19 protein-coding genes are annotated in these 25,810 nt (G+C 74.2%); 10 read left to right on the forward strand and 9 right to left on the reverse strand.

Annotated elements, in window-relative coordinates:
• Positions 1-63: 63 nt before the first annotated feature.
• Complete coding sequence (locus BM242_RS14640) at positions 64-1,305, reverse strand: ROK family protein (RefSeq protein WP_093839260.1); 1,242 nt, start codon at positions 1,303-1,305, stop codon at positions 64-66.
• Between the two features lie 103 nt (positions 1,306-1,408).
• Between BM242_RS14640 and BM242_RS14645 the strand changes: the two genes are divergently transcribed.
• Both BM242_RS14645 and BM242_RS14650 read left to right on the forward strand, forming a co-directional pair.
• Positions 1,409-2,665: an MFS transporter gene (locus BM242_RS14645; RefSeq protein WP_093839261.1), complete on the forward strand. Its 1,257-nt coding sequence runs from the start codon at positions 1,409-1,411 to the stop codon at positions 2,663-2,665.
• Between the two features lie 181 nt (positions 2,666-2,846).
• Entirely contained in the window at positions 2,847-4,460 is a 1,614-nt protein-coding gene (locus BM242_RS14650) for a phytoene desaturase family protein (RefSeq protein WP_093839262.1), read from the forward strand.
• A gap of 161 nt (positions 4,461-4,621) precedes the next feature.
• On the opposite strand, the gene BM242_RS14655 is transcribed toward BM242_RS14650, so the two are convergent.
• The 3 genes from BM242_RS14655 to BM242_RS14665 all read right to left on the reverse strand — a co-directional run bounded on the left by BM242_RS14655 (position 4,622) and on the right by BM242_RS14665 (position 8,480).
• Positions 4,622-7,171 (reverse strand): glycoside hydrolase family 9 protein, encoded by a 2,550-nt coding sequence (locus BM242_RS14655; protein ID WP_093839263.1) that lies wholly within the window; start codon positions 7,169-7,171, stop codon positions 4,622-4,624.
• Between the two features lie 205 nt (positions 7,172-7,376).
• Positions 7,377-7,766: an SSI family serine proteinase inhibitor gene (locus BM242_RS14660; RefSeq protein WP_175541417.1), complete on the reverse strand. Its 390-nt coding sequence runs from the start codon at positions 7,764-7,766 to the stop codon at positions 7,377-7,379.
• Between the two features lie 126 nt (positions 7,767-7,892).
• On the reverse strand, positions 7,893-8,480 hold the full coding sequence (locus tag BM242_RS14665) for an anthrone oxygenase family protein (protein ID WP_175541418.1): 588 nt from the start codon (positions 8,478-8,480) through the stop codon (positions 7,893-7,895).
• Between the two features lie 92 nt (positions 8,481-8,572).
• Between BM242_RS14665 and BM242_RS14670 the strand changes: the two genes are divergently transcribed.
• The 6 genes from BM242_RS14670 to BM242_RS14695 all read left to right on the forward strand — a co-directional run bounded on the left by BM242_RS14670 (position 8,573) and on the right by BM242_RS14695 (position 17,101).
• On the forward strand, positions 8,573-9,199 hold the full coding sequence (locus BM242_RS14670; protein ID WP_217652494.1) for a TetR/AcrR family transcriptional regulator C-terminal domain-containing protein: 627 nt from the start codon (positions 8,573-8,575) through the stop codon (positions 9,197-9,199).
• Between the two features lie 185 nt (positions 9,200-9,384).
• Entirely contained in the window at positions 9,385-11,388 is a 2,004-nt protein-coding gene (locus BM242_RS14675; protein ID WP_093839265.1) for an alpha/beta hydrolase, read from the forward strand.
• A 176-nt stretch (positions 11,389-11,564) separates the two neighbouring features.
• On the forward strand, positions 11,565-13,379 hold the full coding sequence (locus BM242_RS14680; RefSeq protein ID WP_093839266.1) for an ABC transporter transmembrane domain-containing protein: 1,815 nt from the start codon (positions 11,565-11,567) through the stop codon (positions 13,377-13,379).
• A gap of 20 nt (positions 13,380-13,399) precedes the next feature.
• Entirely contained in the window at positions 13,400-15,178 is a 1,779-nt protein-coding gene (locus tag BM242_RS14685; RefSeq protein ID WP_093839267.1) for an ABC transporter ATP-binding protein, read from the forward strand.
• 262 nt (positions 15,179-15,440) lie between these two features.
• A complete protein-coding gene (locus BM242_RS14690; RefSeq protein WP_093839268.1) occupies positions 15,441-16,643 on the forward strand; it encodes a helix-turn-helix domain-containing protein in 1,203 nt (400 codons plus the stop codon).
• 221 nt (positions 16,644-16,864) lie between these two features.
• Positions 16,865-17,101, forward strand: a complete 237-nt coding sequence (locus BM242_RS14695; protein WP_093839269.1) for a hypothetical protein — start codon at positions 16,865-16,867, stop codon at positions 17,099-17,101.
• A gap of 40 nt (positions 17,102-17,141) precedes the next feature.
• Here BM242_RS14695 and BM242_RS14700 read toward each other — a convergent pair whose 3' ends face one another.
• Entirely contained in the window at positions 17,142-17,930 is a 789-nt protein-coding gene (locus BM242_RS14700; RefSeq protein WP_093839270.1) for a metal-dependent hydrolase, read from the reverse strand.
• A gap of 212 nt (positions 17,931-18,142) precedes the next feature.
• Between BM242_RS14700 and BM242_RS14705 the strand changes: the two genes are divergently transcribed.
• Entirely contained in the window at positions 18,143-20,659 is a 2,517-nt protein-coding gene (locus BM242_RS14705; protein ID WP_093839390.1) for a DEAD/DEAH box helicase, read from the forward strand.
• Positions 20,660-20,850: 191 nt separating this feature from the next.
• Here the strand turns inward: BM242_RS14705 and BM242_RS14710 are convergent, their stop codons facing one another.
• Positions 20,851-21,243, reverse strand: coding sequence for a roadblock/LC7 domain-containing protein (locus BM242_RS14710; RefSeq protein WP_093839271.1), 393 nt, complete (start codon positions 21,241-21,243; stop codon positions 20,851-20,853).
• A 79-nt stretch (positions 21,244-21,322) separates the two neighbouring features.
• Positions 21,323-23,323 carry a sensor histidine kinase gene (locus tag BM242_RS14715; RefSeq protein WP_093839272.1) on the reverse strand — a complete coding sequence of 667 codons (2,001 nt, stop codon included), beginning with the start codon at positions 23,321-23,323 and terminating at the stop codon, positions 21,323-21,325.
• Between the two features lie 422 nt (positions 23,324-23,745).
• Here BM242_RS14715 and BM242_RS14720 point away from each other — a divergent pair, with 422 nt between their 5' ends.
• On the forward strand, positions 23,746-24,546 hold the full coding sequence (locus BM242_RS14720; protein ID WP_093839273.1) for a hypothetical protein: 801 nt from the start codon (positions 23,746-23,748) through the stop codon (positions 24,544-24,546).
• A gap of 80 nt (positions 24,547-24,626) precedes the next feature.
• Here BM242_RS14720 and BM242_RS14725 read toward each other — a convergent pair whose 3' ends face one another.
• Entirely contained in the window at positions 24,627-24,812 is a 186-nt protein-coding gene (locus BM242_RS14725) for a hypothetical protein (protein ID WP_093839274.1), read from the reverse strand.
• 184 nt (positions 24,813-24,996) lie between these two features.
• Positions 24,997-25,809, reverse strand: a complete 813-nt coding sequence (locus BM242_RS14730) for an SGNH/GDSL hydrolase family protein (protein WP_093839275.1) — start codon at positions 25,807-25,809, stop codon at positions 24,997-24,999.
• Position 25,810 lies beyond the last annotated feature (1 nt).

The raw sequence follows: 25,810 nt of genomic DNA on the forward strand, positions 1-25,810 counted from the left end.
CCTCCCCCCGGTCCCTGCTGACTCTCGCCCCCGCACCGCGCGCGGCGGGAGCCGTTCCCCGGCTCACTGCTGGGCGAACAGCTCCCGCCGCGCCGCGTCCAGAGCGGTCAGCAGCGCACCGCCGAGCACCGGCGAGCCCTCCACCGTGCTGGCGCGTACCTCGGTGCGCATCGGGGACATCTCGGCCAGCCGCCGGCGCACCTTCCCGGCCAGCACATTGCCGCCCGCCCGGCCGACCTCCCCGCCGAGCACCACGCAGCCCGGGTCGAGCACGGCCACCACCCCGGCCGCGCCCAGGGCGATCCGCCGGGCCAGCTCCTCCAGGAACGCCGGCTCCGGCGACCCCCCGTGCCCGGCGCCGCCGGTCACGGCCACCGCCCGCCGCACCGTCTCCTCGGCCGCGCCGACCCCGTCCCCGGCCGTGGCCATGCCCCGTTCCCGGGCCAGGGCGCACACCCCGGCGCTGCCCGCGAGGCCATTGAAGCTGCCGGCGCAGCCGGTGGCGGCGGGCGCCGCGTCGGTGCCGGGGACCGGCAGGAAGCCGATCTCGCCGGCGCCGCCGGAGGCGCCCCGGCGCAGCCGGCCGTCCAGCACCACCGCGGCGCCGGTGCCGGCTCCCAGCCAGAACAGCACAAAGGTGTCCCGGTCGGTCACCGCGCCCAGCCGGTGCTCGGCGATCCCGGCGAGATTGACCTCGTTCTCCACCTGCACCCGCCCGCTCAGCCGGCGGCGCAGCGCCTCCTCCAGGCCCCGGTGCCAGGCGGGCAGGATGCCGAACCGGCGCAGCGCCCCGGTGGCCGGGTCCACCAGACCGGGGGCGCCCATCACCACGGTGTGCAGCGAGGCGGCCCCGGCCCGGCGCACGGTCTCCTCGAAGGTGCGCAGCACCGCGTCGATCGTGGCGCCGTCCGGCTGCCCGGCCGGGCGGCCGTGCATCTCGCCGTCCGGGGCGGGCGCGGCGACCGGCAGTACCGTGCGGGCGAGCTTCCGCCCGGCCAGATCGGCGAGTTCGACGGTGACGCTGTCGGTGCGCACATCCAGCGCGGCCACCTGGGCGCGGGCACCGACCAGACCGTAGAGGCGGGCGTTGGGTCCGCGCCGCGCGGCTCCGCTCTCCCCGACCACCTCCACCAGACCGCCGCGCCGCAGCCGGCCGAGCAGGTCCGAGACGCTGGGCCGGGACAGCCCGGTGGCCTCCTTGAGCTGGGTCGCCGTCAGCGGGCCGCGTTCCACCAGGAGTTCCAGGGCGATCCGGTCGTTGATCGCCCGTGCGGTGCTGGGGGTGGCGGTGCGCGGGGTGGTCATGGCAGGCGATCCTCGCAGATGGCCGGGCGGGGCCGGGCCACGGTCCCGCGGGCGTTCGAAAAAAGGAGTTTTTATCAGGCAACCTTCCTGATACTTTACTCCCATGCCGTCCTCGCCACCCTCCACGGATGCCCGCCGCGCCCGCCGGGCCGTCTCCGCCGTCTTCGCGGTGCACGGCGCCGTGGCCGGAAGCTTTGTCACCCGCATTCCGTGGATCAAGGAACATCTGGACATCACCGCAGGACAGCTCGGGCTGGCGCTGGCCTGCCCGGCCCTGGGCGCCTCCGTCGCCATGCCGCTGGCCAGCCGGATCGAGCACACCTACGGGCCGCGGGCGGCCATCCGCGGACTGCTGACCCTGTGGTGTGCGGCGCTGGCCCTGCCGGCCCTGGCACCCGGGGTACTGGGGCTGTCCGCGCTGCTGTTCGTCGTCGGCGCCACCGCCGGCATGGCCGATGTGGTGATGAACGCGCAGGGCGTGGAGGTGGAGCGGCGCTACGGCACCTCCATCATGTCCGGACTGCACGGACTGTGGAGCACCGGCGGCCTGCTGGGCTCGGCCGCCGGAGTGGCCGCGGTGCACTGGCAGGTGGACGCCCGGGTGCATCTGGCGCTCACCGCCGCGGCACTGGCGCTGCTCGCCCAGCCGGTCTGCCGCGGACTGCTCGACGTCCGGCCCGAGCCGGAGCAGCAGGCCCCGCCGCGGTTCGCGCTGCCGCCCCGCTCCGCGCTGCTGATCGGCGCGGTCGGCATGTGCGCCATCCTCGCCGAGGGCGCCAGCATGGACTGGTCGGGCATCTATCTGCGCGATGTGACCGGCGGCTCGGAGACCCTGGCCGCCGCCAGCTACTCGGCCTTCGCCTGCACCATGGCGGCGGCCCGGCTGTCCGGCGACGCGGTGGTCCGGCGGATCGGCCCGGTCCGCACGGTGCGGCTGAGCGGGCTGCTGGCGCTGGCCGGCGGTGTGCTGGTGGTGACCGCGCCGGTGCCGGCCACCGGCATCGCCGGATTCGCGCTGCTGGGCGTGGGCATCGCGGTGGTGGTGCCCCTGGCCTTTGCCGCCGCCGGGCACAGCGGGCCGGAGCCCAGCCAGGCCATCGCCGGGGTCGCCACCATCACCTACACCACCGGCCTGGCCGCGCCCACCCTGATCGGCGTGGTCGGCGAGCTCACCTCGCTGCGGGTGTCGTTCGCCATCGTGGCGGCGGCCATGGCGGTCATGGTGGCCACCGCCGGGGTGCTCGGCACCCACCGCACCAAGGCGGTGGCCTCCGGCGACGGCTCCGGCGAGGCCGTCGTCACCGGAACTCCCCCGGTTCCGCCCCAGTCGTCCCGGCCCGGTGAGGGCGGCGCGCGCTGATGCGGCCGGCGCGCCGCCGCCCGGACTCACCGGGCCGGGGGCGGAGCCGGGGGCACCCCCACGGGGGCGGCAGGACGGCAGGGCACCCGCCCCGGGCGGGTGCCCTGTCCGGCACGGCGCGGGAGTGACACCGGGCCCGGAACCTGGCTCCGGGCGTTGCCGACGTGCTACCAACCAGCACATGGCAGCCATCGCGCACCCCCCGTCCCCCGCCCCTTCCTCCCCCGGCGCCCCGCGGGCGGACCGCTATGACGCGGTGATCGTCGGCGGCGGACACAACGGACTGGTCGCCGCGGGCTATCTGGCCCGGGCCGGGCGGCGGGTGCTGGTGCTGGAGCGGCTGGACCGCACCGGCGGCGCGGCCGTCTCCGCCCAGGCGTTCCCCGGCGTGCCGGCCCGGCTGTCGCGCTATTCCTATCTGGTGAGCCTGCTGCCGCAGAAGATCGTGCGGGACCTGGCGCTGCGGGTGACGCTGCGCAAACGGCAGGTCTCCTCCTACACCCCCGCGCTGCGGCACGGCCGGGCCACCGGGCTGCTGGTGGGCGGCGGCACCGCGCGCACCCGGGAGGCGTTCGCCCGGCTCACCGGCTCCGACCGGGAGTTCGACGCCTGGCAGCGCTTCCACGCCATGACCGGCGCGGTCGCCGCCCGCGTCTTCCCCAGCCTCACCGAACCGCTGCCCACCCGGGCGGAGCTGCGCCGCCGGATCGGCGACGAGAACGCCTGGCAGGCGCTGTTCGAGCGTCCGCTGGGCGAGACCGTGGAGCGGACCTTCGCCGACGACCTGGTGCGCGGGGTGGTCCTCACCGACGCGCTCATCGGCACCTTCACCTCGGCACACGACCCCTCGCTGCGGCAGAACCGCTGCTTCCTCTATCACGTGATCGGCGGCGGCAGCGGCGACTGGGACGTTCCCGTGGGCGGCATGGGAGCGGTCACCGACGCGCTGGCCGGGGCCGCCCGCGCGGCCGGCGCCGAACTCGTCACCGGCCACGAGGCCGTCGCGGTGGCCACCGACGGCCGGAGCGCCGAGGTCACCTACCGCACCGCGCACGGGGAGGGGGTGGTGGCTGCCGGGCAGGTGCTGGTGGGCGCCTCCCGCCAGGAACTGGCCCGGCTGCTCGGCGACGCGCTGCCGCCGGAGACGCCGCCCGAGGGCGCCCAGCTCAAGGTCAACATGGTGCTGCGCAGGCTGCCCCGGCTGCGCGACCGCTCGGTCGACCCGCGGGAGGCGTTCGCCGGGACCTTTCACATCGCCGAGGGCTACCGCGAGCTGGAGGCTGCCTACCGCCAGGCGGCCGGAGGCGAGCTGCCGGCCGCGCCGCCCTCGGAGATCTACTGCCACTCACTGACCGACCCGACGATCCTCTCCCCCGAACTGGCCGCCCGGGGCGCGCAGACCCTCACCCTGTTCGGGCTGCATGCCCCGGCGCGGCTGTTCCGGGCGGACAACGCGGCGGCCCGGCAGACCCTGCTGGATGCGTCGCTGGCCCAGCTCCAGGCCCATCTGGCCGAGCCGCTGGAGGACTGCCTGGCCGAGGACGCCGAGGGGCGGCCGTGCATCGAGGCCAGATCGCCGCTGGATCTGGAACGCGAACTGCGGCTGCCGGGCGGCAACATCTTCCACCGCGACCTGGCCTTCCCCTGGGCCGAGGAGACGGCGGTGGAGGGGGTGTGGGGCACCGAGACCCGGCACCCCAATGTCTTTCTGTGCGGGGCGGGCGCGGTGCGGGGCGGCGGGGTGAGCGGCATTCCGGGCCACAACGCCGCCATGGCCGCGCTGGGGCGGCGCTGACGCACGGTGGTCCGGCCGTCCTCCGGCGCCGCGCCGCGCCGGGGGCCGGCGCGCGGCAACGCGGCAAGGAGGTGCGGCCGGGGTGCGGACGGGGTGCGGCCGGAAGCGGGCCGCCCGTCCCGCGGGGAACGGACGGCCCGCGCCCTGGGGTCGCGGGACCCTCAGTGCGGTTCGGTGCCCCCGACGAGCTCGCCGTCCAGATGGACGGTGATCCGGGGGTTGTCCTGCCAGGCGCTCAGCGCCCCGGCATAGGACCAGTGGCCGCTCTGGTCGAAGGACTGCCAGTCCAGGCGGTTCATCCGCAACTGGATCTGGCCGGTGGACTGCCCGGGGGCAAGGGTCGCGGTGCCGTCGAAGCTCAGCTCCAGATAGGCGTCAGAGCCCGTGGCGCCGCCGGGGACCGGGGTGATGGTGCGGCCGACCGAGGAGCAGCCGGGCACCGCCCAGTCGCAGTGCGACTGCCACTGCGTGGCCGGCAGGCCGTCCAGACCGAACCAGTAGCGCACGGTCAGCCGGCTCAGCGCCACCGTCTCCGAGCCGGTGTTGACGATGTCCAGATGGGTGCGCATCGAGTTGCTCACCGCCGCGGAGCCGGAGCTCACCCGGGCCGTGAAGTCGCCCGTCACCGGATCGGGATCGGGCTCCGGATCGGGATCGGGCTCCGGATCGGGATCGGGCTCCGGATCCGGGTCCGGCTCGGGGTCCGGGTCCGGCTCGGGCGCGCCGTCCGGTTCGGTGCCCCAGATCAGCTCGCCGTCGTCGTACAGCGTCAGGCGCGGGGTCTGCTCCAGGGTGTTGCCGGTGCCCAGGCCCGCGTACGAGTAGTCGTTGGCCGGGTCCCAGCCCGCGCCGCCGTCGATCCGGAACTGGACCTCGGCCCGGTGCGCGGACTGCCCGCCGGGATAGATCTCCGTGCCGCGGCAGTCCAGTTCGACGTAGTAGAGCGCGCCCTCCGCCTGGAACGGGCCGCGCGGCGCCGAGCACTGGTTGTATGCCGAGGTGACCGTGATGTCCTCCGCCCCGGCCCCGGCGTCCAGGGTGAACCAGTAGCGGAAGGTTCCCCGGTCCAGCATCCGGGCGGGGAAGGCGGACCGGTTGCGCACCATCGACTTGATCTCGGTGAAGGTCGCCCCGGTCTGGCTGAGCGAGGCCTCCACATAGATCTGCGGGCCGTCCGGCTCCGCCGCCGGCGGGAAGTCCGCGAGCGGAGTGCCGCCGTGCCGGGCGGTCAGATAGGCCAGTGCGCCGGAGAAGCCCGAGTTGTAGTCGGTGGCCACCTCATTGGCCACATAGTCACCGCGGTCGTCGGTGTACTGGTCATCGGGCGAGGACGGCCCGCCCACCAGCGCCCCGTACAGCACATGACGGTTGGCCTCCGGTTCCCGGATGTTGTCGGTCCAGGAGCCGTGCGCGGTGCGGTGGTGCGGATCGCGCGGCGGGTTGTCGCCGAAGCCCACCACATAGCTGGAGTTCCGGGGGTTGTCCCCGAGCGCGTAGTCGATCTGCCGCTTGCCGAAGGCGCGGTAGGTCTCGGCGCGGGCGGCGTCCCGGTCCGCCAGCCAGTCGGAGTAGACCAGGGCGACGAACGCGGTGTTGGCGGCGTAGCGCAGCGAGCCCCAGGTGTCCAGCACGGCCTGCCCGCCGGGCGAGTACGGCACCCGCTGGTCGCCGACCCCGGTGGTCCAGTAGTCCAGCCAGCGGTTGGCGTCGGCCACATACTCGGCGTCGCCGGTCTCCATGGCCAGCAGGGCGTAGGCGGCATAGGACTTGTCGTCCCAGGCCACCGTCCAGCGGTAGCTGCGGGTGTCGGTCTGCTGCTCGGTGGACAGGTGCTGGTACTCGGCCCGCGCCTTGTCCAGATAGGAGCTGTCGCCGGTGGCCTTGTACAGCCAGTAGGCACCCCAGACCAGTTCGTCCTGGTAGCCGGACCAGGAGTTGTAGAAGCTGCCGACCGGGATGCAGTCGGAGTACTCGCCACGGTGGCGGTCGGCGAAGGAGTACAGCTCCTCGGCGTGCCGGACCAGGGTGGCGGCATAGGCGGCGTCGTCGGCGGCGAACAGCATCGAGGAGGCCGCCATGGCCGCCGCGGTCTCCCCGGCGACATCGCTGCCGGGGCAGTTGGGGTCCACCTTGAAGGCCGGCCGCTCCATCGGCATCACCTCGGCCGGACCCCACCACTTGTGGTCCGCGTCGCCGTCGCCGACCTGGGCCCAGAGCACATCGGGCGAGGGGTGCGCCTTGATGAAGTAGTCGTTCACCCAGCGCAGGTTGGCCTTGAGCTCGTCGAGCTGGCCGGCGGCCCGGTAGCCGTCCTCCGCGGCCAGCCCGCCCCAGGCGAGCAGGGTGGTGGTGGCGGCCATGGGGAAGCCGAACTTGACGTGGTCCCCGGCGTCGTACCACCCGCCGGTGAGGTCCAGGCCCACGTCGGAGCCGTCCTCCAGCGCGGAGTCGCCGCGCCAGGAGACCCGGTTGTCCGCGGGCAGTTCGCCGGAGCGCTGCGCCTCGTAGAAGTACATCGACTTCTGCAGCGCCTCGGCGTAGTTGAACGCCGGTTCCTCGGCCCGGGCGGTGGAGCCGCCGGTGAGCGGAACCAGGAGTGCGCCGGCCAGCGCCGCCGCCGCGGTCGCTCCGGCGAGCGTCCGGGGCCGGCGGCGCGGCCGTCTCCGGCCGGGTGGCCGCCCGGCGGGGGCGTGCGGGGTGGGACGTGACATGGTGCGGCCCTTCTCGATCCTGCGGTCCGGGGACGAGAGCCGCCGCCGGAGGGTTGCCGCGGGCGTCGGAGAGACCCCGCAGCCTGCTTGGGAGCGCTCCCATCCGACGGCGGCCCTTTTATGTTGCGAACATGTCATCGCCACGTCAATGGGGCGTGCGTTTAATTCTGAGACGCAACCGTCCCCCCCCAGGTCCCCGCCGGGACTAGAAGGCGAACACGTGGTCCGTGCCCACCGCGGCGTCGCAGAGATTGCCGAAAATCTCGCTGTAACTCACCGCACGCCCCTGCCAGGTGCCCTCGGCGGTGGCCAGCACCGGCTCCCAGACGTCCGGGCAGGCGCCTTGGCCGCTGAGCCGCTCGAACTGACCGCCCACCCGCAGCAGGCTGCGGCAGGCGTCCTGGGCCGCGGGATGGCTGCCGCCCGCCGGTTCGCACTCCAGGACGACCTCACGGGGCAGGTCCCGGTTGAGGAAACCGGGTCCGCTCAGCGCTTCCAGCCGCAGCGTCAGCTCCGAGGCGGGCGGGGGCTCCGGCGTCGCCGCGGCGGCGGTGGGGGCCCCGATGCCGCCGAGGGCCAGCGCGGCGACGGCCACGGCCGCAGCCCGGTTTCGTGCTTCCCTTCGCATACTTCCTCCGATTCGCATGAGGCAGCGGAACAGCCCGACGGTAACAGCGAGTTGTCCGCGGTCGGCAGCCCGTGGACGAAAGCGGTTGCGGAGCTACCGGTTCCGCGCGGCGGCAGCGGCGGCCCGGCCGTGCAGCACCAGGGCCCGCAGCAGGCACACCAGAGCGGCCGTCGAGGCAAGGGCGCGGACGGTGTTCCAGGTCACCCATCGGTCCTCGAAGGCGGCCCGGACCGCGGCCGGATCGCCGAGGGCCGCCGGGTCCCCGGCCGCGGCCAGGTCCTCGTTGAGCGGCACATTGACCCCCATGGTCACCGAGAAGGCGGCGCCGTACAGCAGAAGGGCGGCGGCACTCCACACCAGCACCGCCCGGGCATCGCGCCCGAGGTGCAGCAGCACGGCCACGGCGGTCAGCAGCAGGGCGCCGAAGAAGGAGGGCGCGAACCACTGGTTGCGCACCGTGGCGTTGATCCACTGCATGGTGTCGATGAAGGTGCGGTCGTCCACCCGCGCCAGCCCGATCATCACCGAGCAGGCGTAGGCGTAGAAGAACCCCGCGATCAGCCCCATGGCCAGGGCGGCCGAGCCCAGGGCCCAGCCGCGGGCCCGGGCGCGGCCCCGGCCCGGCGGGGCGGCGGCGGGCAGGGGCGGGGACGAGGGGGAGACGGTGCGGGAGCGGGTCATGCGGGGCCTCCGGGGCGGCTTAGAATCGAACTCTCGGGTTCGCTTTTAATCGTACCCACAAGTTCGGATAAAGGGAAAGGACGGAACCCGCCATGACGGCAGACGGACACGGCCGCCGCGGCCGGCCCCGCGCGGGCGAACAGGCGGCACGGCGCGCCGCCGCCCTGGACGCGGCGCTGGCCGAACTCCTCGGACGGGGCGTCACCGGCCTGACCATGCAGGGGGTGGCAGCCCGCGCAGGCTCCTCCAAGGAGAGCCTGTACTCCTGGTTCGGCAGCCGGCAGGGCCTGCTCGCCGCGCTGATCGAGCGCCAGGCCGAACAGGTCAACACCGCGGTGGCCGCGGCGGTCGCCCGCCCGGCGGACGACATCGCCGCCACCCTCACCGCCATCGCCCGGAACCTGCTGACACTGCTGGTCGGTGACGTCTCGGTGGCCCTCAACCGGGCCGCCATGACCTCGGAGGAACTCGCCGCGCTGCTGCTGCGGCACGGCCGCCACACCACCGGCCCGCTGGTCGCGGACTTCCTCGGTGCCCTCGCCCGCCGGGGCAGGCTTCGGATCGACGACCCCGGCGAGGCGTTCCAGCTGCTCTACGGCCTGGTGGTCCGCGACCTCCAGATCCGGGTACTGCTGGGCGAGCCCGCGCCCGCCGAGGAGGAGCTGAGCGCCCAGGCGCGGACCGCCGTCCGGCGTTTCCTGGCCCTCACCGCCCGCTGAGCCCGGCAGCGCGGCACCCAGCGCGGCGCCGCCGGCCGGTGGCCAACCGCAGTGCGGCACGGGGGTTTTCCCCACCGGGGACCGGCCGGGCGGCACCAGTGAGCCAGGGCCGCCCAGGGACCAGACTCGGTACCACCGGCCGCCGCCCGGCGGGCGGTTCCGCGTACCCACCACCGAGGTACCCCATGCTTCCCAGAGCCCGGTTCCGGGGCTTCACCCTCGCCCGTGTCGCCGCCCTGGCGCTGATCACCCTCACCGCGCTCGGCCTGGGCGTCCTGGCGCAGCGGGACGAGTCCCGCCCGGCCGTCCCCGCGGGCGCGAAGGCCGGCGATCTCGCGCTCGAACCGTGCACCTACGACACCGAGGACGGAGGACTCCCGGCCGACTGCGGCACGCTGGTGGTCCCCGAGAACCGGCGGGACCCGGACTCCCGCCTGATCGCGCTCCCGGTGGTCCGCATCCACGCCACCGGCGACGGCGAACCGTCCGAGCCGGTCTTCCGGCTGGAGGGCGGCCCCGGCCTGACCAACATGACCTTCCCCGCCGCCAGCCGCCTGACCGGCCGTCACGACGTGGTGCTGGTCGGCTACCGCGGCGTCGACGGGTCCACCGTGCTGGACTGCCCCGAGGTGGTGTCGGCGATGCAGGGCAGGGCCGACCTGGTGGCCGAGGATTCGCTGCGCGCCTACGGCAAGGCGTTCGCCGACTGCGCCGGGCGGCTCACCGCGGAGGGTGTCGATCTCGACGGCTACTCGCTGCCGCAGCGGGTGGACGATCTGGAGGCCGCGCGCCGGGCACTGGGCTACGAGCGGATCGATCTGGTCAGTGAGAGCGCCGGGACCCGTACCGCGATGATCTACTCCTGGCGGTATCCGGAGTCCGTCCACCGCTCGGCGATGATCGCGGTGAACCCGCCCGGCCACTTCGTGTGGGACCCGGAGATCACCGACCAGCAGCTCGCCGAGTACGCGGAGCTGTGCCGCGCGGACCGGGAGTGCGCCGCCCGCACCGACGACCTCGCCGCCACCCTGCGTGCCACCGCGCAGGACGTGCCGGGCCGCTGGGGCCCCCTGGCCATCAAGGAGGGCAACGTCCGGGCCGCCGCCCTGTGGGGCCTGTTCCACACCACCGAGGCAGCCGCACCGCTGAACGCGCCGGCCACCCTGGACGCCTGGCTCGCCGCCGCGGACGGGGACGCCGGCGGGCTCTGGGCCGTCTCACTGCTGGCGGACCTGACCTTTCCGGAGTCCTTCGTCTGGGGCGAGTTCGCCGCCTCGGGCGCCATCGACGCGGAAGCGGCGAAGGCCTACTACGCGGGCGGCGGCGATCCCGGCTCGATCCTGGGCAACGCCGCCACCGACTTCCTCTGGGGCGGCGGGCGGCTGGCCGAGGCCTGGCCGGCCGGCCCGGACCACGCGGAGTACCAGCGGGTGCGGACCTCCGAAACCGAGACCCTGCTGATCGGCGGCACGCTGGACCTCTCCACCCCGGCCCGGCTGGCCGCCGGCGAACTGCTGCCCGCGCTGCCCAACGGCCGCCAGGTGCTTCTGGACGGGCTCGGGCACTCCACCGACTTCTGGCACCACCGGCCGGAGGCGGCCGAGCGGCTGCTGACCGCCTTCTTCGACAGTGGCGAGATCGACGACTCCCTGTTCGGCACCCACCGGGTCCGCTTCACCGCCGGCGCCACCGCCCTGCCCACCCTGGCCAAGGCGCTGCTGGGCACGCTGGCCGGCCTGGTGCTGGCCGCCGCGGCGCTGCTCGGCTGGATGGCCCTGCGGGTGCGGCGCCGGGGCGGCTTCGGGCCGCGGGCCGGCGTCTGGCTGCGCACCCTGGCCCCGGTCCTCACCGGGCTGGGCGGCTGGTGCCTGGCCGTGCTGCTGGTGTCCGTGCTCCGTCCGGAGGTGTTCATCGGCAGCCGGGTCCTGGCCGTGGTGTCCGTGGGCGCCGCGGTGGGGGTGACCGTCCACTGGGCCGCGGCCCGCCGCGGAGGCCCGGCGGGCGGCCGGTACGCGGTCCTGGCGGTCGCGTGCCTGGGATCCTTCGCCGGGGCCTGGCTGGGCTTCGCCGCCGGACAGGGCCTGGGCGCCCTGCTCACCACCCTGGCCGGCGCCGCCCTCGCCGCCAATCTCGCCGTCCTGGTCCTGGACATTCTCCGCGACCGCCGGGCCGGCGCCGCGGCGGCCTGACCCCCGGCCGGCGGCGGCCGGGCACGGGGTCCCGGCCGCCGCATCCGGCTGCGCAATTCTGTGGAATCGCGTTCAATTCTGGTGGAGTGGCCGGGAAAACCTGTTGAGAACGGGCGGGCCGGGGGCGGAGGCTGAGCAGGTTGCCTTCTTCGCTGCCCCCACCGACTTGGGACGTCATGCAGATTCGTGATCTCCCGCATCCGGACCCCGGAGACCCCGACGTACGGTCCGGCATGCGGTTTCTCGTCTGGCTCTTCCGCCGTCAGCTCGGCGGACAGGCCAAGGCCCTGGGATGGGGCACCCTCCACATGGCCACCGTGGCGCTGATCCCGGTGGCCATGGGACTGACCGTGCAGGCGGTGGTGGACGGCTCGGGCCGCGGGCTGGCCGCCGCCGGAGCGCTGCTGCTGGCCATGACCGTGCTGATGGCCGCCGCCGACACCATGCTGCACCGCACCGCGGTCACCAACTGGATCACCGCCGCCGCCCGCGTCCAGCAGCTGCTGGCCCGCCGCACCGCCCTGCTCGGCTCCGTGCTGACCCGGCGGGTGGCGGCCGGTGAGGTGGTCAAGGTCTCCACCGGCGATGTGGAGAAGATCGGCTGGTTCGTGGAGTCCTTCTCCCGCTTCGCGGCGGCCGTGGTGGTCGCCACCGCCGTGTGCACCGGACTGGTCGTCTACCAGCCCCGGCTCGGCCTGCTGGTGCTGGCCGGGGTGGCCGCCGTGGTGCTCACCGTCTTCCCGCTGCTGCCGGCCGCCGAACGCCGCGCCGACGCGGTGCGCGCCAAGGGCGGGCGGGCCACCGAACTCGCCTCCGACACCGTGGCCGGGCTGCGCGTGCTGCGCGGCATCGGCGGCGAGGAGCTCTTTCTGGCGCGCTACCGCCGCGCCTCCCAGGAGATGCGGACCGCCTCCGTGCACAGCGCCCGGATGTGGGCGCTGATCGACGCCGTGCAGGTGCTGGTGCCGGGCCTGCTGCTGACCGCGGTGGTCTGGCAGGGCGCCCGGATGGCCCTGGACGGCCGGATCACCCCGGGCGAGCTGGTCACCGTCTACGGCGCCGCCACCTTCCTGCTCTTTCCGCTGCGGCTGTTCCAGGAGGCCGCCAGCGCCTTCGTCTTCTCCCGGCCCTCGGCCCGGCGCGCGGTACGGGTACTGGGGCTGCGGCGCCCGGCGGCCGGCGACGGCGCCCCGGACCCGGCGGGCACCGCCGTGCCCCCGGACGGCGAGCTGCACGACCCGGCGAGCGGACTCACCGCCGCGCACGCCGCGCTGACCTGCGTGGTCTGCGGCAACCCGGACGCCGCCGAACGGCTCGCCGCCCGGCTCGGCGGGCACCCGGCGGACCCCGAGGGCCTGCCCTCGGTCCGGCTCGGCGGCATCCCGCTGGACGAGCTGCCGCTGGCCGCCGCCCGCACCGCCGTGCTGGTCCAGGACAAGGACCCGGTGCTGCTCTCCGGCACCCTGGCCGAACTGCTGGACGTGCCCTGCTCCGGCGCCGTGCCGCCGGACCGGGCGCTGGCCGCCGCCCAGTGCGACGATGTCCTCGCCGCCCTGGCCCCGGGCGGTCCGGACCGGGACGGCGACCCCATGCGCGCCCGGATCACCGAGCGCGGGCGCTCCCTCTCCGGCGGCCAGCGGCAGCGGCTGGCCCTGGCCCGCTCCCTGCTGACCGACCCGCAGGTGCTGGTGCTCGACGAGCCCACCTCGGCGGTGGACTCGCACACCGAGGCGCGGATCGCCGAGGGCCTGCGGGCGCTGCGCTCCGGCCGCACCACCGTGGTGTTCACCTCCAGCCCACTGCTGCTGGACCGGGCCGACCAGGTGGTGTTCGTCCCCGACGGCCGGGTGGCCGCCGCCGGGCGCCACCGCGACCTGCTGCGCACCGACCCCGCCTACCGGGCGGTGGTCACCCGCGAGCCGGACCCGCCCGGCGGGCCCGGTGCGGCCCGCCCGGGGCCGGCCGCCGAGTATGCCGAGGAGACCGCGTGAAAGCCCGCCTCCGGAGTGCCGTGGGCGTCGCCCCGCCCCGGTTCGACCCCGCCACCCACGAACACGTCACCACCCTCCCGGTCGGCGGCCCGGCCACCGTCCGGGCCTACACCGCCGAGCTGCTGCGCCGGCACCGCCGGGCCTTCCTGCTGCTGGCCGGGGTCAACGCGCTGGCCGTGCTGGCCTCGATGGCCGGCCCCTATCTGCTGGGCGGGGTGGTGGACGACCTGGCGGCCGGGGTCCGCGACCTGGACCTGGGCCGCACCCTGGCCCTGTTCGGCGTGGCCCTGGCCGTGCAGGCGTTCTTCGTCCGCCTGGTCCGGCTGCGCGGCGCGGTGCTCGGCGAGCGGATGCTGGCCGACCTGCGGGAGGACTTCCTGGTCCGCTCGGTCGCCCTGCCGCCCGGGGTGCTGGAGCGGGCCGGCACCGGCGATCTGCTGGCCCGCATCAACACCGACATCGACCGGCTCGCGCAGGCCATGCGGGAGGCCGTGCCGCAGCTCGCCATCGCCGTGGTGTGGGCCGGGCTGCTGCTCGGCGGCATCCTGTTCACCGCCCCGGTGCTGGGCCTGGGCATCCTGCTGGCGCTGCCGCTGCTGCTGGCGGTCTGCCGCTGGTACTACCGCCGGGCACCGGCCGGTTACCGCTCCGAGTCGGCCGGCTACGCGGCGGTGGCCGCGGCCCTGGCCGAGACCGTGGACGCCGGCCGCACCATCGAGGCACACCGGCTGGAGCGGCGCCGGGTGGAGCTCTCCGACCTCCGGGTCCGGCAGTGGACGGCCTGGGAGCGGTACACCATGTGGCTGCGCTCGGTGCTCATCCCGGCGGTCAACGTCTACCACGCGATGGTGCTCAGCGGGGTGCTGCTGTTCGGCGGCTTCGCCGTGCTCCAGGGCTGGCTGACGCCCGGCGCGCTGACCACCGGGGCGCTGCTGGCCCAGATGCTGATCGAGCCGGTCGGCATGATCCTGCGCTGGTTCGACGAGCTCCAGGTGGCCCAGGTGTCGCTGGCCCGACTGGTGGGCGTACGGGAGGTGGAGACCGCGGCGCAGGACGGCGCCGAGCGGCCCGAAGGCCGGGAACTGGCCGCGGACCGGGTCCGGTTCGGCTATCTGGACGGCATCGATGTGCTGCACGAGGTCTCCCTGCTGATCCGGCCCGGCACCAGGCTGGCCCTGGTGGGCCCCTCCGGCGCGGGCAAGTCCACCCTGGGCCGGCTGCTGGCCGGCATCTACGGGCCCCGGGCCGGCCGGGTCACCCTGGGCGGTGCCCGGCTGGCCGCCATGCCCGCCGAGCGGGTGCGTGAGCAGGTCACCCTGGTCAACCAGGAGCACCATGTGTTCGTCGGGCCGCTGCGGGACAATCTGCTGCTGGCCCGGGCGGACTCCTCGGACGAGGATATCTGGTCGGCGCTGCGCGCGGTCGGCGCCGAGGGCTGGGCCGCGGCCCTGCCCGGCGGCCTGGACAGCGAGGTCGGCTCCGGCGGACTCACCGTCACCCCGGCCCAGGCGCAGCAGATCGCCCTGGCCCGGCTGGTGCTGGCCGACCCGCACACCCTGGTGCTGGACGAGGCCACCTCGCTGCTCGATCCGCGGGCGGCCCGGGATCTGGAACGCTCGCTGGCCCGGGTGCTGGACGGCCGCACGGTGATCGCCATCGCCCACCGCCTGCACACCGCGCATGACGCCGATCTGATCGCGGTGGTGGAGGACGGCCGGATCACCGAGTACGGCAGCCACGACGAGCTGGTCGCGGCGGACGGCGCCTACGCCGCCCTGTGGCGCTCCTGGCACGGCTGACCGGCCGGCCCGGCGGCGGGCGGACCCGGAGAAGGCACCGGGTCCGCCCGCCGGCGTGCCCGGGCACCGGTGCGCAGAATCCGTGCACAATCCCGCACACACGGCCGGACAACGCCGGATATGGCAGCGCAAACCGAAAAGCCCGGCAAACCGTCCGAGCGGTCGGCGCGAATAGCCCGAATGGCGGAAAACGGCGCGACATGGAACCCCGGATACGGCCCGGGGGTACCGTTCTGGCTGTCACGCCAGAACGGGAGCCAGTATGCCCGACGATGAAGTTTCCACCAGGACCATCGGGGCCCGGATTCAGGAGCTCAGGGCAATCCGCGGCCTCTCCCTGACCGAGCTGGGGCGCCGTGCGCATGTCTCCGCCGCCCATCTGTCCCGGATCGAGCACGGCAAGCGGTACGCCACCGCGGGGATCGTCGCGTCGGTCGCCCGGGCCCTCGGAGTGGGGGCATCGGTGCTGCGCGGCCAGCCCTACATCCAGACCCTGCAGAAGGACCAGCTGGACGCGATCGTGGCCCCCATCAGCAGTGCGCTGGACAGCTGGGACCTGCCGCCGGAGAACGAACCCGCGCCCCGCCCGCTCGGGGTACTGGAAACGGAGCTCCGGCGAATTGTTCAACTCCGAATCAAAACGCGGTTCGCCGAGATCTCCGAAGAGCTTCCCGGCCTGATTGTCGAATCCGCCCTTCTGACGCAACTGCACGACCGCCCCGGCCATGAGAAGGAACGCGCGTTCGCCATTCAGACGGAGGTCGCCAGGACCGCGGCGATCATCGCCTTCCGGCTGGGATATCTGGACCTGTCCCGCTTCGCCCTCTCCCGCATGGGCATCGCCGCACCGAAGTCCGGAGATCCCCGGCAGATCGCGGTGGAGCGCTTCGAGCGGGCCCACATCACCCATGCCGAAAGCTCCCGCCCGGACCGCGGGCTGGCCCTGATGCGGCGCGCCCTGCGGGACCTGGACGACGACGGCACCACGGCGACCCGGGCGGTGCGCGGAACCCTCCAGCTGCGGGCGGCGAGCCTGGCCCTGCGCAGCCGCGACCCGGGCGCGTCCGGCGACTTCCTCGGCCAGGCCGGCGAACTGGCCCGGCAGACCGGGGAGACGGAGGACTACGCCCTGTCCTTCGGACCGCTGAACGTCTCCCTGTCCCGCATGGCGACGGCGAACGACCGCGAGGACCACGAGGAGGTGCTCGGCCAGGCGGCCGGGGTGCGCCTGCCGAGGGGGTACGCCCCGACCCGGGCGGCGCACTACTGGATCGACAAGGCGCGGGCCCTCACCTGGACCGCCCGGCACGAGCAGGCGGTGGAGTCCCTCTACGAGGCGCGGGTGGTGGCTCCCCAGCTGACGCGGTACCACCCCGGCGTCCACGAGACCGTGGGCACGCTGCTGCGGGCCCGCCCCAAGCCCTCGGCTCCGCTGCGGGAGTTCGCCCGCTGGAGCGGTGTGTAACACCCTCGTCGCGCTGAGTCAAGCCGGTCCCCGGCTCCGGCGTTGCCAACCGGGCAATGCCGGGGCCGTTGCGCGCGGGAAGGCTCCCTCGGCAAGGACCCGCGCGCCCGCTTCGACGGGCCCGGGTCGGCGGCCGGAAGCGGGAAGGAGCGCTGACGCATGGAGAGCGGCACCCGGGCGACCGGGCCGGGAAGGACGTCTCACCGCCGGGGCGGCCGGCGGTGAGCGAGCAGCAGACACCGGGGCCGGCGGTCGGCATGGTGGTCCGGGAGAAGGCCACCGGCCGGCTGCTGGAGCTGATGGACCACATCGGCGGGCGCTGGCAGGCACGTCCGCTGAACGGCGGCCGGGAACGGGACCTCACCCCGGAGGAGCTGGTGGTGCTGGGCGACCGCTCCTCGCCGGGCGTGCGGCTGGCGGTGGCCGACGAACGGTCCCGCCGCGGGGCACTGCGGTGAGACCGCAGTGAGACCGCAGTGAGGCCGCGGGGCCCCGCCGTCAGGCGGCGAGCATGACGGCCCCCACCGCGCAGCCGGCGCCGACCACCATGAAGGCCGGCATCAGCACCGTGTTCTCCACCCACGCCCCGGCGTTGAACCGCATGAACTTCGGGGTGCCCACCGGGTACCAGCGGCGCCCGGCGATGGGCAGCGGCCAGAACATCGGGCAGCCGGAGACGGTCAGCGAGTCCCCGATGGTGTGCACGATCGCGCCCAGCACGATCGGCACCCCGATCCAGAGGTACGGCTCGCCCGCGAACAGCCAGTCCGAGCCGTTGCCCGGCCGGTCCAGAACGCCGGCCATGATCCAGGCCGCGGTGGCACCGAGCAGCCATACCAGCACATCGCTGGAGACCCGGGCGGCCCGCCACAGCAGCCCCTCCACGGCCAGCACCATGTGCACGAAGAGGATGACCAGCACCGCCCAGCGGCCCCAGTACACCGCGGCGGCGGAGAAGCCCGCGCCGATGGCCACCGCCCACACCCAGGTGTGGGTCAGGGTGCGGTGACCGCCGGTGCGCTTGCGGTCGCCGCGGCCCCGGCTGATGTTGTAGACCGTCACCGAGAGAAGGTCGATCAGCCCGGCCAGCCACCGCGAGGGCGGGCCGAAGGCCCGCGAGATGGTGGCCGACTTCTGGTCCAGATCCGGCGCGAGCGCGGCGCCCGCGCAGATCAGCGTGCCCGCCACCAGCACCGGCCAGGGCATCGGATGCCCGGCGGCGGCCGTCCCCAGTCCCGCGGCCAGCCAGGCCATCGCCCCGGACAATGAGTGCGCCGGTCCCATCATGGCCGAACGCCCCCCTTCTTCGCTGCTTCGTGCCCCGGTCGCCGCCGTGCCCGCGGTCCCCCGGCCGGCCCGGGAAGGACCCGCCGGTGCCCGGGAGTTCCGGTGGCGGGCGGCCGCGGCGGCCGGCCCGTGCGGCGACAGCGTAGCGCCATGTGATCTTCGGCAGAACGCCCGGTTCCCGTCTCTCCCCGCCCGGCGGGCAAGATGGGGTGGTGACCCTTATCGATCGCCTCCCCGCCGACAGCGACCCCGACGCCCTTTTCGACGCCTTCTCCTCCTGGGCCGAGGAACGCGGCATCACGCTCTACCCGGCCCAGGAGGAGGCACTGATCGAAGTCGTCTCGGGGGCCAACGTCATCCTGTCGACCCCCACCGGCTCGGGAAAGTCCCTGGTGGCGGCGGGTGCCCACTTTGCCGCCCTGGCCGCGGACCAGGTCACTTTCTACACCGCCCCGATCAAGGCACTGGTGTCGGAGAAGTTCTTCGAACTGTGCAAGCTGTTCGGCACCGAGAACGTCGGCATGCTCACCGGCGACGCATCGGTCAACGCGGACGCCCCGGTGATCTGCTGCACCGCCGAGGTGCTGGCCTCGATCGCGCTGCGGGACGGCGCGCGCGCCGACATCGGCCAGGTGGTGATGGACGAGTTCCACTTCTACGCCGAACCGGACCGGGGCTGGGCCTGGCAGGTGCCCCTGCTGGAGCTGCCGCAGGCCCAGTTCCTGCTGATGTCCGCCACCCTGGGCGACGTCAGCCGGTTCGAGCAGGACCTCACCCGCCGCACCGGGCGGCCCACCGCCGTGGTGCGCTCCGCCACCCGCCCGGTGCCGCTCAGCTACGAGTACCGCTCCACCCCGCTCACCGAGACCCTCACCGAGCTGCTGCACGCCGACCAGGCACCGGTCTACATCGTGCACTTCACCCAGGCCCAGGCGGTGGAACGGGCCCAGGCGCTGATGTCCATCAACATGTGCTCCAAGCAGGAGAAGGCCGCGATCGCCGAGCTGATCGGCGACTTCCGCTTCACCACCCGCTTCGGCCACAACCTCTCCCGCTACGTCCGGCACGGCATCGGGGTGCACCACGCGGGCATGCTGCCCAAGTACCGGCGGCTGGTGGAGAAGCTCGCCCAGCACGGGCTGCTGAAGGTGATCTGCGGCACCGACACCCTGGGCGTGGGGGTCAATGTCCCGATCCGCACGGTGCTGTTCACCGCGCTGACCAAGTACGACGGCAGCCGGGTGCGGGTGCTGCGGGCGCGCGAGTTCCACCAGATCGCCGGACGCGCCGGCCGGGCCGGTTTCGACACCGCCGGGCTGGTGGTGGCGCAGGCCCCGGAGCATGTGATCGAGAACGAGAAGGCACTGGCCAAGGCCGGGGACGATCCAAAGAAGCGGCGCAAGGTGGTGCGCAAGAAGGCGCCCGAGGGCTTTGTCAACTGGGGCGAGCCCACCTTCAACAAGCTGATCGAGGCCGACCCCGAGCCGCTGACCTCCCGCTTCCGGGTCACGCATGCCATGCTGCTCTCGGTCATCGCCCGGCCGGGGAACCCCTTCGAGGCCATGCGCAGCCTGCTGGAGGACAACCATGAGCCGCGCCGGCAGCAGTTGCGGCACATCCGGCGGGCCATCGCCATCCACCGCTCGCTCCTGGACGGCGGGGTGGTGGAGCAGCTGCCGGAGCCGGACGCGCAGGGCAGGACGGTGCGGCTGACCGTGGATCTCCAGGACGACTTCGCCCTGCACCAGCCGCTGTCCACCTTCGCCCTTGCCGCCTTCGAACTGCTGGACCCGGCGTCCCCCTCCTACGCCCTGGACATGGTGTCGGTGATCGAGTCCACCCTGGACGATCCCCGCCAGATCCTGGCCGCGCAGCAGAACAAGGCGCGCGGCGAGGCCATCGCCCGGATGAAGGCCGACGGCATCGAGTACGAGGAGCGGATGGAACGGCTGATGGACATCACCCATCCGCAGCCGCTTGCCGATCTGCTCTTCCACGCCTACGGCGTCTACCGCAGGAGCCATCCCTGGGTCGGCGATCACCCGCTCTCCCCCAAGTCGGTGGTGCGCGACATGTACGAGCGCGCCATGACCTTCTCGGAGTTCGTCTCGCACTACGAGCTGGCCCGGACCGAGGGCATGGTGCTGCGCTATCTGGCCGGCGCCTACAAGGCGCTGGAGCACACCGTGCCGGAGGATCTGAAGTCGGAGGATCTCCAGGACATCGCGGCCTGGCTGGGCGAACTGGTGCGGCAGGTGGACTCCAGCCTGCTGGACGAGTGGGAGCAGCTCGCCAATCCGGCGGAGGAGGACGCCGGCCAGGCCCAGGAGCGGGCCGATCACCAGGTCAAGCCGGTCACCGCCAACGCCCGGGCGTTCCGGGTGCTGGTGCGCAACGCGCTGTTCCGGCGGGTGGAGCTGGCCGCCCTGGGCCGCACCGAGGAGCTCGGCGAACTGGACGGGGAGTCCGGCTGGGACGCCGACGCCTGGGCGGAGGCGCTGGACGGCTACTGGGCGGAGTACGACGAGCTGGGCACCGGCCCGGACGCCCGCGGCCCGAAGCTGCTGCACATCGAGGAGGTGCCCGAGGACCGTCTGTGGCGGGTGCGGCAGACCTTCGCCGATCCCCGCGGGGACCACGACTGGGGCATCGCCGGCGAGGTGGATCTGACCGCCTCGGACGCGGAGGGCAGGGCGGTGCTCCGGATCACGGACGTCGGGCCGGTCTGAACGGCCGGCCCGGCCGCAGTGGCCCGAGTGACCTCGGCGGCCTCAGTGACCTCGGTGACCGCGGTGAGCTGAGTGGCCGGAACGGCCCGGACCACCCGGAGTATCCGGGCAACCGGGGCGTTCCGGACCTCCGGGGCGTGCCCGGACCATCCGGGCCTTCCGGGCGTGCGGATCTCCCCCGGCGGCGGGGATCAGAGCGCCTCGCGGGCGGATACCCCCATGTGCTCGCCGACCTTGCTGACCAGGAGCGCCATCTCGTAGCCGACCTGGCCTATGTCGGCCTCGGCACCGGCCAGCACGCACAGACAGCTGCCGTCCCCGGCCGCCGTCACCAGCAGCAGTCCGTCGTCGAACTCGACCATGGTCTGGCGGACACCGCCGCACTGGAAGTGCTGGCCGACCCCGCCGGCCAGGCTGTGCAGCCCTGAGGCGACCGCGGCCAGCCGTTCGGAGTTCCCCCCGTCGAGCTGGCGGCTGGCCGAGGTGACCAGACCGTCGCTGGACAGCAACAGCACATGGCGCACCTGCGGCATCCGCTGCGTGAGGTCGTCCAGCAGCCAGTCGAGTCTGGTGCTCCGTGCCATCCTGTTCCCCGTTCTCGTAGATGACTGCGATCTCAGCCTTCCCCACAGCGCGTCGCTGAGCAACCACCGGAGCGCATCATCATGCGGAAGGCACGGTACCGCTTCGCACCCGGCCGGACTCCGCCGGGGCGGCCACCAGACCGGCGGGCAGCAGCACCACCGCGGCCACCCCGCCGCCCGCGGCCGGACGCAGTTCGACGCGCACTCCGTGCCGGGCGGCCAGCCGGCCCACCACGAACAGGCCAAGCCGGTCGGTTTCCAGCAGGTCCAGACAGTCCGGGCGGCGGATTCTGCGATTGGCCGACGCCAGCTCCTCCAGGGACAGACCGAGGCCGCAGTCCTCGATGCGCAGCAGGTAGCCGAAGGCGTCCGAGCCGGTGCGTTCCCCGGACACCCGCACCCAGGTGTGCGGGGGCGAGAAACGGGTGGCGTTCTCCAGCAGTTCGGCGAGCAGATGTGTGAGATCCGCCACGGCATGTCCGGCCAGCGCGGCGCCGGGCAGCACCGGCACCGCCACCCGGCGGTAGTCCTCGATCTCGCCGACCGCCGCCTGCACCACGCTGGTCATCGCCACCGGCCGGCGCCAGCTCCGCCCGGAGGCGGCGCCGGAGAGCACGATCAGCGATTCGGCCTGGCGGCGCATCCGGGTGGTCAGATGGTCCAGCCGGAACAGCTCCTCCAGCGCGGCCGGGTCCTCGGTGTGCCGCTCCATCTCGTCGATCAGTGCGAGCTGCCGGTTCACCAGGGCCTGGCTGCGCCGGGCCAGGCTGACATAGGCGCGGGCGATGCCGCCGGCCAGTTCCGCGCGCTCGGCGCCGGCGCGCAGCGCGGCCCGGTGCAGGGCGGCCAGCGCCTCGTGCACCTGGCCGATCTCGTCCGGGGACGGCGGCACCCGGGGCGCCACCGAGGCGACGTCCACGGCACGGCCGGAGCGCAGGGCGCGCATGGCGCCGGGCAGTTTCCGGCGGGCGATGTCCAGGGCCGCCGCGCGCAGCCCGGCCAGATCGCGCACCAGCGAACGGCCGGCCCGCACGGTGAGCACCAGGGAGACGACGACCAGGACGAGGCCGAGGACGGCGGCGGCACCCGCCGGGCCGGTGAGCGCGGCCAGCGGCCCGGCGGGGCCGGCGGCACGGGCCGAGTCGCGCAGCGCCTGCTCCACCTCGGCCAGGCCCTGCCGGACCGGCGCGGCGGCGGCCTCCCACTCCTCCTGGGTGACCTCTCCGGAGGCCGCCCGGTGCCCGATCCGGGCATTGTTCCCGGCGGTCCCGGCGGCGGCGGTCCGGGCGTCCGCCACCCCGGACTCGGCGACCCGGCGCTCCACACCGGCCAGGGCGGCCGGTGCGCCGTCGCCGAGTTCGCGCCAGGCGGTCCGGGACGCTCCGGTGAGATCGGCGGTCGCGGTGAGCTGCAGCCCCTGCCGGGCGGCTGCGGCGGCGGCGAACTGGTCCTGCTGCTGCGGGGCGAACTCCCCGGCCGCGGCGGCAGCCGTGAGCAGGGCGTCCTGCCGGGCCAGGAACTCCGCGGCCCAGGCCACCTCCACGGCCAGCCGGAGCCGGGGGCCGCCGTCCAGCGCACTCTCGGTGCGCAGCGCCGTCTCGATGACCGAGGTGTAGCCGCGGTAGGCGGCGGGCCAGGACGGGTCACCGCCGGCGATGCGGTCGCGCAGCACCGCCAGATTGTCCAGGGCGGCGGTCAGGCCCTGCATCCGGGAGACGGCCGGGCCGGGCAGGTCCCCGGTGTCGGCCACCGTCCGGCCGTCCGGCCGCAGCAGCCGGCCGGCCGCGGCGCGGCTGGCCGCCGCGGCCTCGCCGAAGGCCCTGCTGTGCCGCTCACCGGGCTCGGCGAGATAGGCGGCGACCGCGCGCCGCTCGGCCTGGAGGGCGTCCACCACGGCGGTCACCGGGACCCGCACACCGGCCTCGGCGGTCTGCTCCCGCCGGGCGTCGCCGAACTGCTCGGCGGCGCCGAGCGCGGCATAGGCCCACAGGGCGAGCAGCCCGGCGAGCGGCACCAGGACCAGGCCGGTGATCCTCAGCCGCACCGTCAGCGGCCGTGGCCACAGTGAGGAAACCTTCATGCCCGGCCCCCGGCCCGGGTGGTCCCGCGCCACGGCGCGGCGGCGGGGCGGGGAACGGACGGCCGGACGCCCGGGGCCAGCGCCCCGGCAGGTCCGCGATGTGCAGGATGGACGTCTGTCATATTCCCGGGACGCTACGGCGAGACAGGACTCCGTTGCCGCGGGTGACGGAAGGTGCCCGCAGATGTCCGGTCACCTGTCAGGGCATGCCCGCGGCAAGTCGATCACCGACCGGTTCCGTCCGCTCGCGGACCGCGACCGCAGGCCCGGCCGCTCCGGACGACCGTCCGGGGAACGGCGTGTTCCCAGGTGGCACCGGGGCCGCGCGGACCCGCCCGAAGGTCTTGTGTCACGCCCCGACGCCCTCGACTGGGCGATGCCGGGTGGCTAATGTGCGGCCACCAAGGAGCGAGGGAGGCCCGGTGGACAGGACCGAACCGGACGGCGCGGGCGAGGATCAGCTCTACGTCCTCACCGCGGCGCTGCTCACCCCCGCGGCCTTCCCCGCGGTGCTGGGCGACGACTTCCCCGACGCCTGCGAGGCGCTCGGCCTGGAGCCCTTCGAGGACGGATACGGCCTGCTGTTCGGCCAGGACGGACACGGCGCCCGCTGGACGGTGGCCACCGAGGACGTGGCGCTCACCGCCTGCGCCATCGCGGCCTGGGACTGCGGCATGCCCTACGACCTGTCGCCCCATGAGCGCACCATCGCCGCGGTGCTGCCGGGCTGGCCGGTGCCGGTGGGAGTCGCGGTCCGCGGCCTGCCCGCCCCGCACGACCCGGAGCCGCTGCCGGACGAGGAGCCGTTCGCCCCGCTGGCCCCGCCGGACGCGGAAGCCTGGGGACCGGCCCAGCGCCGGATGGGTGCGGACGAGATCGCCCTGCACTGGAGTCAGTGGCGGGGCCAGGTGGACCAGGAGGACTTCGCGCAGCCGGGCGCGCCGGCGCACGAGGGCGTGCGGGAGGTGCTGCGCCAGTTGCACGGCTATCTGGACGACCCGCCGCCGGCCGGACGGGTGCGCTCGGCGTTCGCCGGCCGGGACGTGCGCACGCTGCGCGTGGACGGCCCGGGCTGGAGCGTGGTGGCGCACACCGACGACATCGCCTTCGTGCTGCTGGACGACGAGCCTGGGGAGGTCTTCCCGGTGGGCCGCGGGCCGGAACTGCCCGGTCTGCTGAAACGTTTGGACGCCCTGGCCGTGCGCCCCGAGCCGCCCTCCTGACGGCATCGGGACGGCACCGGGACGGCACCGGACGGCGGCCGGCCGCCGCGGGCCCCGGCGGGCGCGGCGCCGGTCCCGGCCTAGCGGTTGAGCTGCTTGCGGGTGACGCGGCGCAGCCTGCGGCGCTGGGAGGGATCGAGCGCCAGATAGGCGACGGCCGGCACCCCGACCATCACCAGCAGCGTGAGCAGCAGACTCTTGGTGACGATGAGCAGCAGCAGGCCGGCGGCCACACCGCCGACGGCGATCTTCCCGGCTGTGGACATCTCGGGCTCCCTTCCGGTCACCGCTTCTCCGGTCGGTCCGGGCCGGTTCCACGGGGAGGTGTCTGGTGCTGAAGACGTCGTTCACCCGCTCCGGGTTGCCTGCCGGAACGGGCGGATCCCGCCGGACCCGGCGCGTGGCGCACCGGGGCCGGCGGGATCCGCCGGACCCGCCGGCGTCCTCGGGTCAGGCCAGACCGTTCAGAACCGGATAATAGCCCCGGGACTGGCCCTCCGCCGTGGGGTGGTAGGAGTCGTTGACCGGCCAGGTGACGCTGTGCAGCCAGGAGTCCCCGGAGCAGATCTCGTGCCCGGAGAAGGCGGGCCGCACATCGCCGTAGGTGAAGCCGTGGTCGGCGGCACGTTTGGCGGTCTCCTCGCTGAGGTTGTCCGAGGCGCTGTTGATGGCCGCGCGGGACTGCTCGCTCAGTCCGAACCAGCAGCTTCCGTTGAGCTGGTACATGCGCGGGTAGCCCAGCACCACCACATGCGCGTGGGGGGCCTGACTGCGGATGGCCTTGTAGACCGCGTCCAGCCGTCCCGGCAGGGTGGAGTCGATGTACTCGTTGGCCTGCGCCACCCGGGCCAGACAGGCGCTGGTGCCCTGGAGGACGCAGGTGGTCATGGTGTCGGCGAAGCCCGCGTCGTTGCCGCCGATGCTGATGGTGACCAGGGTGGTCTGCTCGTCCAGCGGCCCGAGCTGACCATTGATCACATCGGTGGTGCGTGCTCCTGAGCAGGCGGTGAAGGAGAACGAGTCCGGGGAGTGGGCCGCCGCCCAGAGCTCGGGATAGGCGCGGGTGCTGCGGCGGCAGTCACCGCTGGCCGGGTCGTAACTCCCCGCTCCGGCACCCGAGGAGTAGGAATCGCCGAGGGCCACATAGTGTTCCGCGGCCAGAGTTCCGGCAGTCTGTGCCGAAGCGGTCAGGGTCCCGCCCAGGGTGATGCCGAGGGCGAGTGCTGCGGTGGCAGCGGCCCTGGTGAAGCGGCGCAGCCTCATT

The organism is Streptomyces aidingensis (assembly GCF_900112355.1).
GTDB lineage: Bacteria > Actinomycetota > Actinomycetes > Streptomycetales > Streptomycetaceae > Streptomyces > Streptomyces aidingensis.

What these genes read in the sequence shown, in the direction of transcription:
- BM242_RS14725 (WP_093839274.1), bottom strand. Translation starts at nt 24,812, where the DNA reads ATGTCCACAGCCGGGAAGATCGCCGTCGGCGGTGTGGCCGCCGGCCTG.
- BM242_RS14680 (WP_093839266.1), top strand. Translation starts at nt 11,565, where the DNA reads ATGCAGATTCGTGATCTCCCGCATCCGGACCCCGGAGACCCCGACGTA.
- BM242_RS14700 (WP_093839270.1), bottom strand. Translation starts at nt 17,930, where the DNA reads ATGATGGGACCGGCGCACTCATTGTCCGGGGCGATGGCCTGGCTGGCC.
- BM242_RS14675 (WP_093839265.1), top strand. Translation starts at nt 9,385, where the DNA reads ATGCTTCCCAGAGCCCGGTTCCGGGGCTTCACCCTCGCCCGTGTCGCC.
- BM242_RS14670 (WP_217652494.1), top strand. Translation starts at nt 8,573, where the DNA reads ATGACGGCAGACGGACACGGCCGCCGCGGCCGGCCCCGCGCGGGCGAA.
- BM242_RS14665 (WP_175541418.1), bottom strand. Translation starts at nt 8,480, where the DNA reads ATGACCCGCTCCCGCACCGTCTCCCCCTCGTCCCCGCCCCTGCCCGCC.
- BM242_RS14715 (WP_093839272.1), bottom strand. Translation starts at nt 23,323, where the DNA reads ATGAAGGTTTCCTCACTGTGGCCACGGCCGCTGACGGTGCGGCTGAGG.
- BM242_RS14730 (WP_093839275.1), bottom strand. Translation starts at nt 25,809, where the DNA reads ATGAGGCTGCGCCGCTTCACCAGGGCCGCTGCCACCGCAGCACTCGCC.
- BM242_RS14645 (WP_093839261.1), top strand. Translation starts at nt 1,409, where the DNA reads ATGCCGTCCTCGCCACCCTCCACGGATGCCCGCCGCGCCCGCCGGGCC.
- BM242_RS14710 (WP_093839271.1), bottom strand. Translation starts at nt 21,243, where the DNA reads ATGGCACGGAGCACCAGACTCGACTGGCTGCTGGACGACCTCACGCAG.
- BM242_RS14690 (WP_093839268.1), top strand. Translation starts at nt 15,441, where the DNA reads ATGCCCGACGATGAAGTTTCCACCAGGACCATCGGGGCCCGGATTCAG.
- BM242_RS14640 (WP_093839260.1), bottom strand. Translation starts at nt 1,305, where the DNA reads ATGACCACCCCGCGCACCGCCACCCCCAGCACCGCACGGGCGATCAAC.
- BM242_RS14655 (WP_093839263.1), bottom strand. Translation starts at nt 7,171, where the DNA reads ATGTCACGTCCCACCCCGCACGCCCCCGCCGGGCGGCCACCCGGCCGG.
- BM242_RS14650 (WP_093839262.1), top strand. Translation starts at nt 2,847, where the DNA reads ATGGCAGCCATCGCGCACCCCCCGTCCCCCGCCCCTTCCTCCCCCGGC.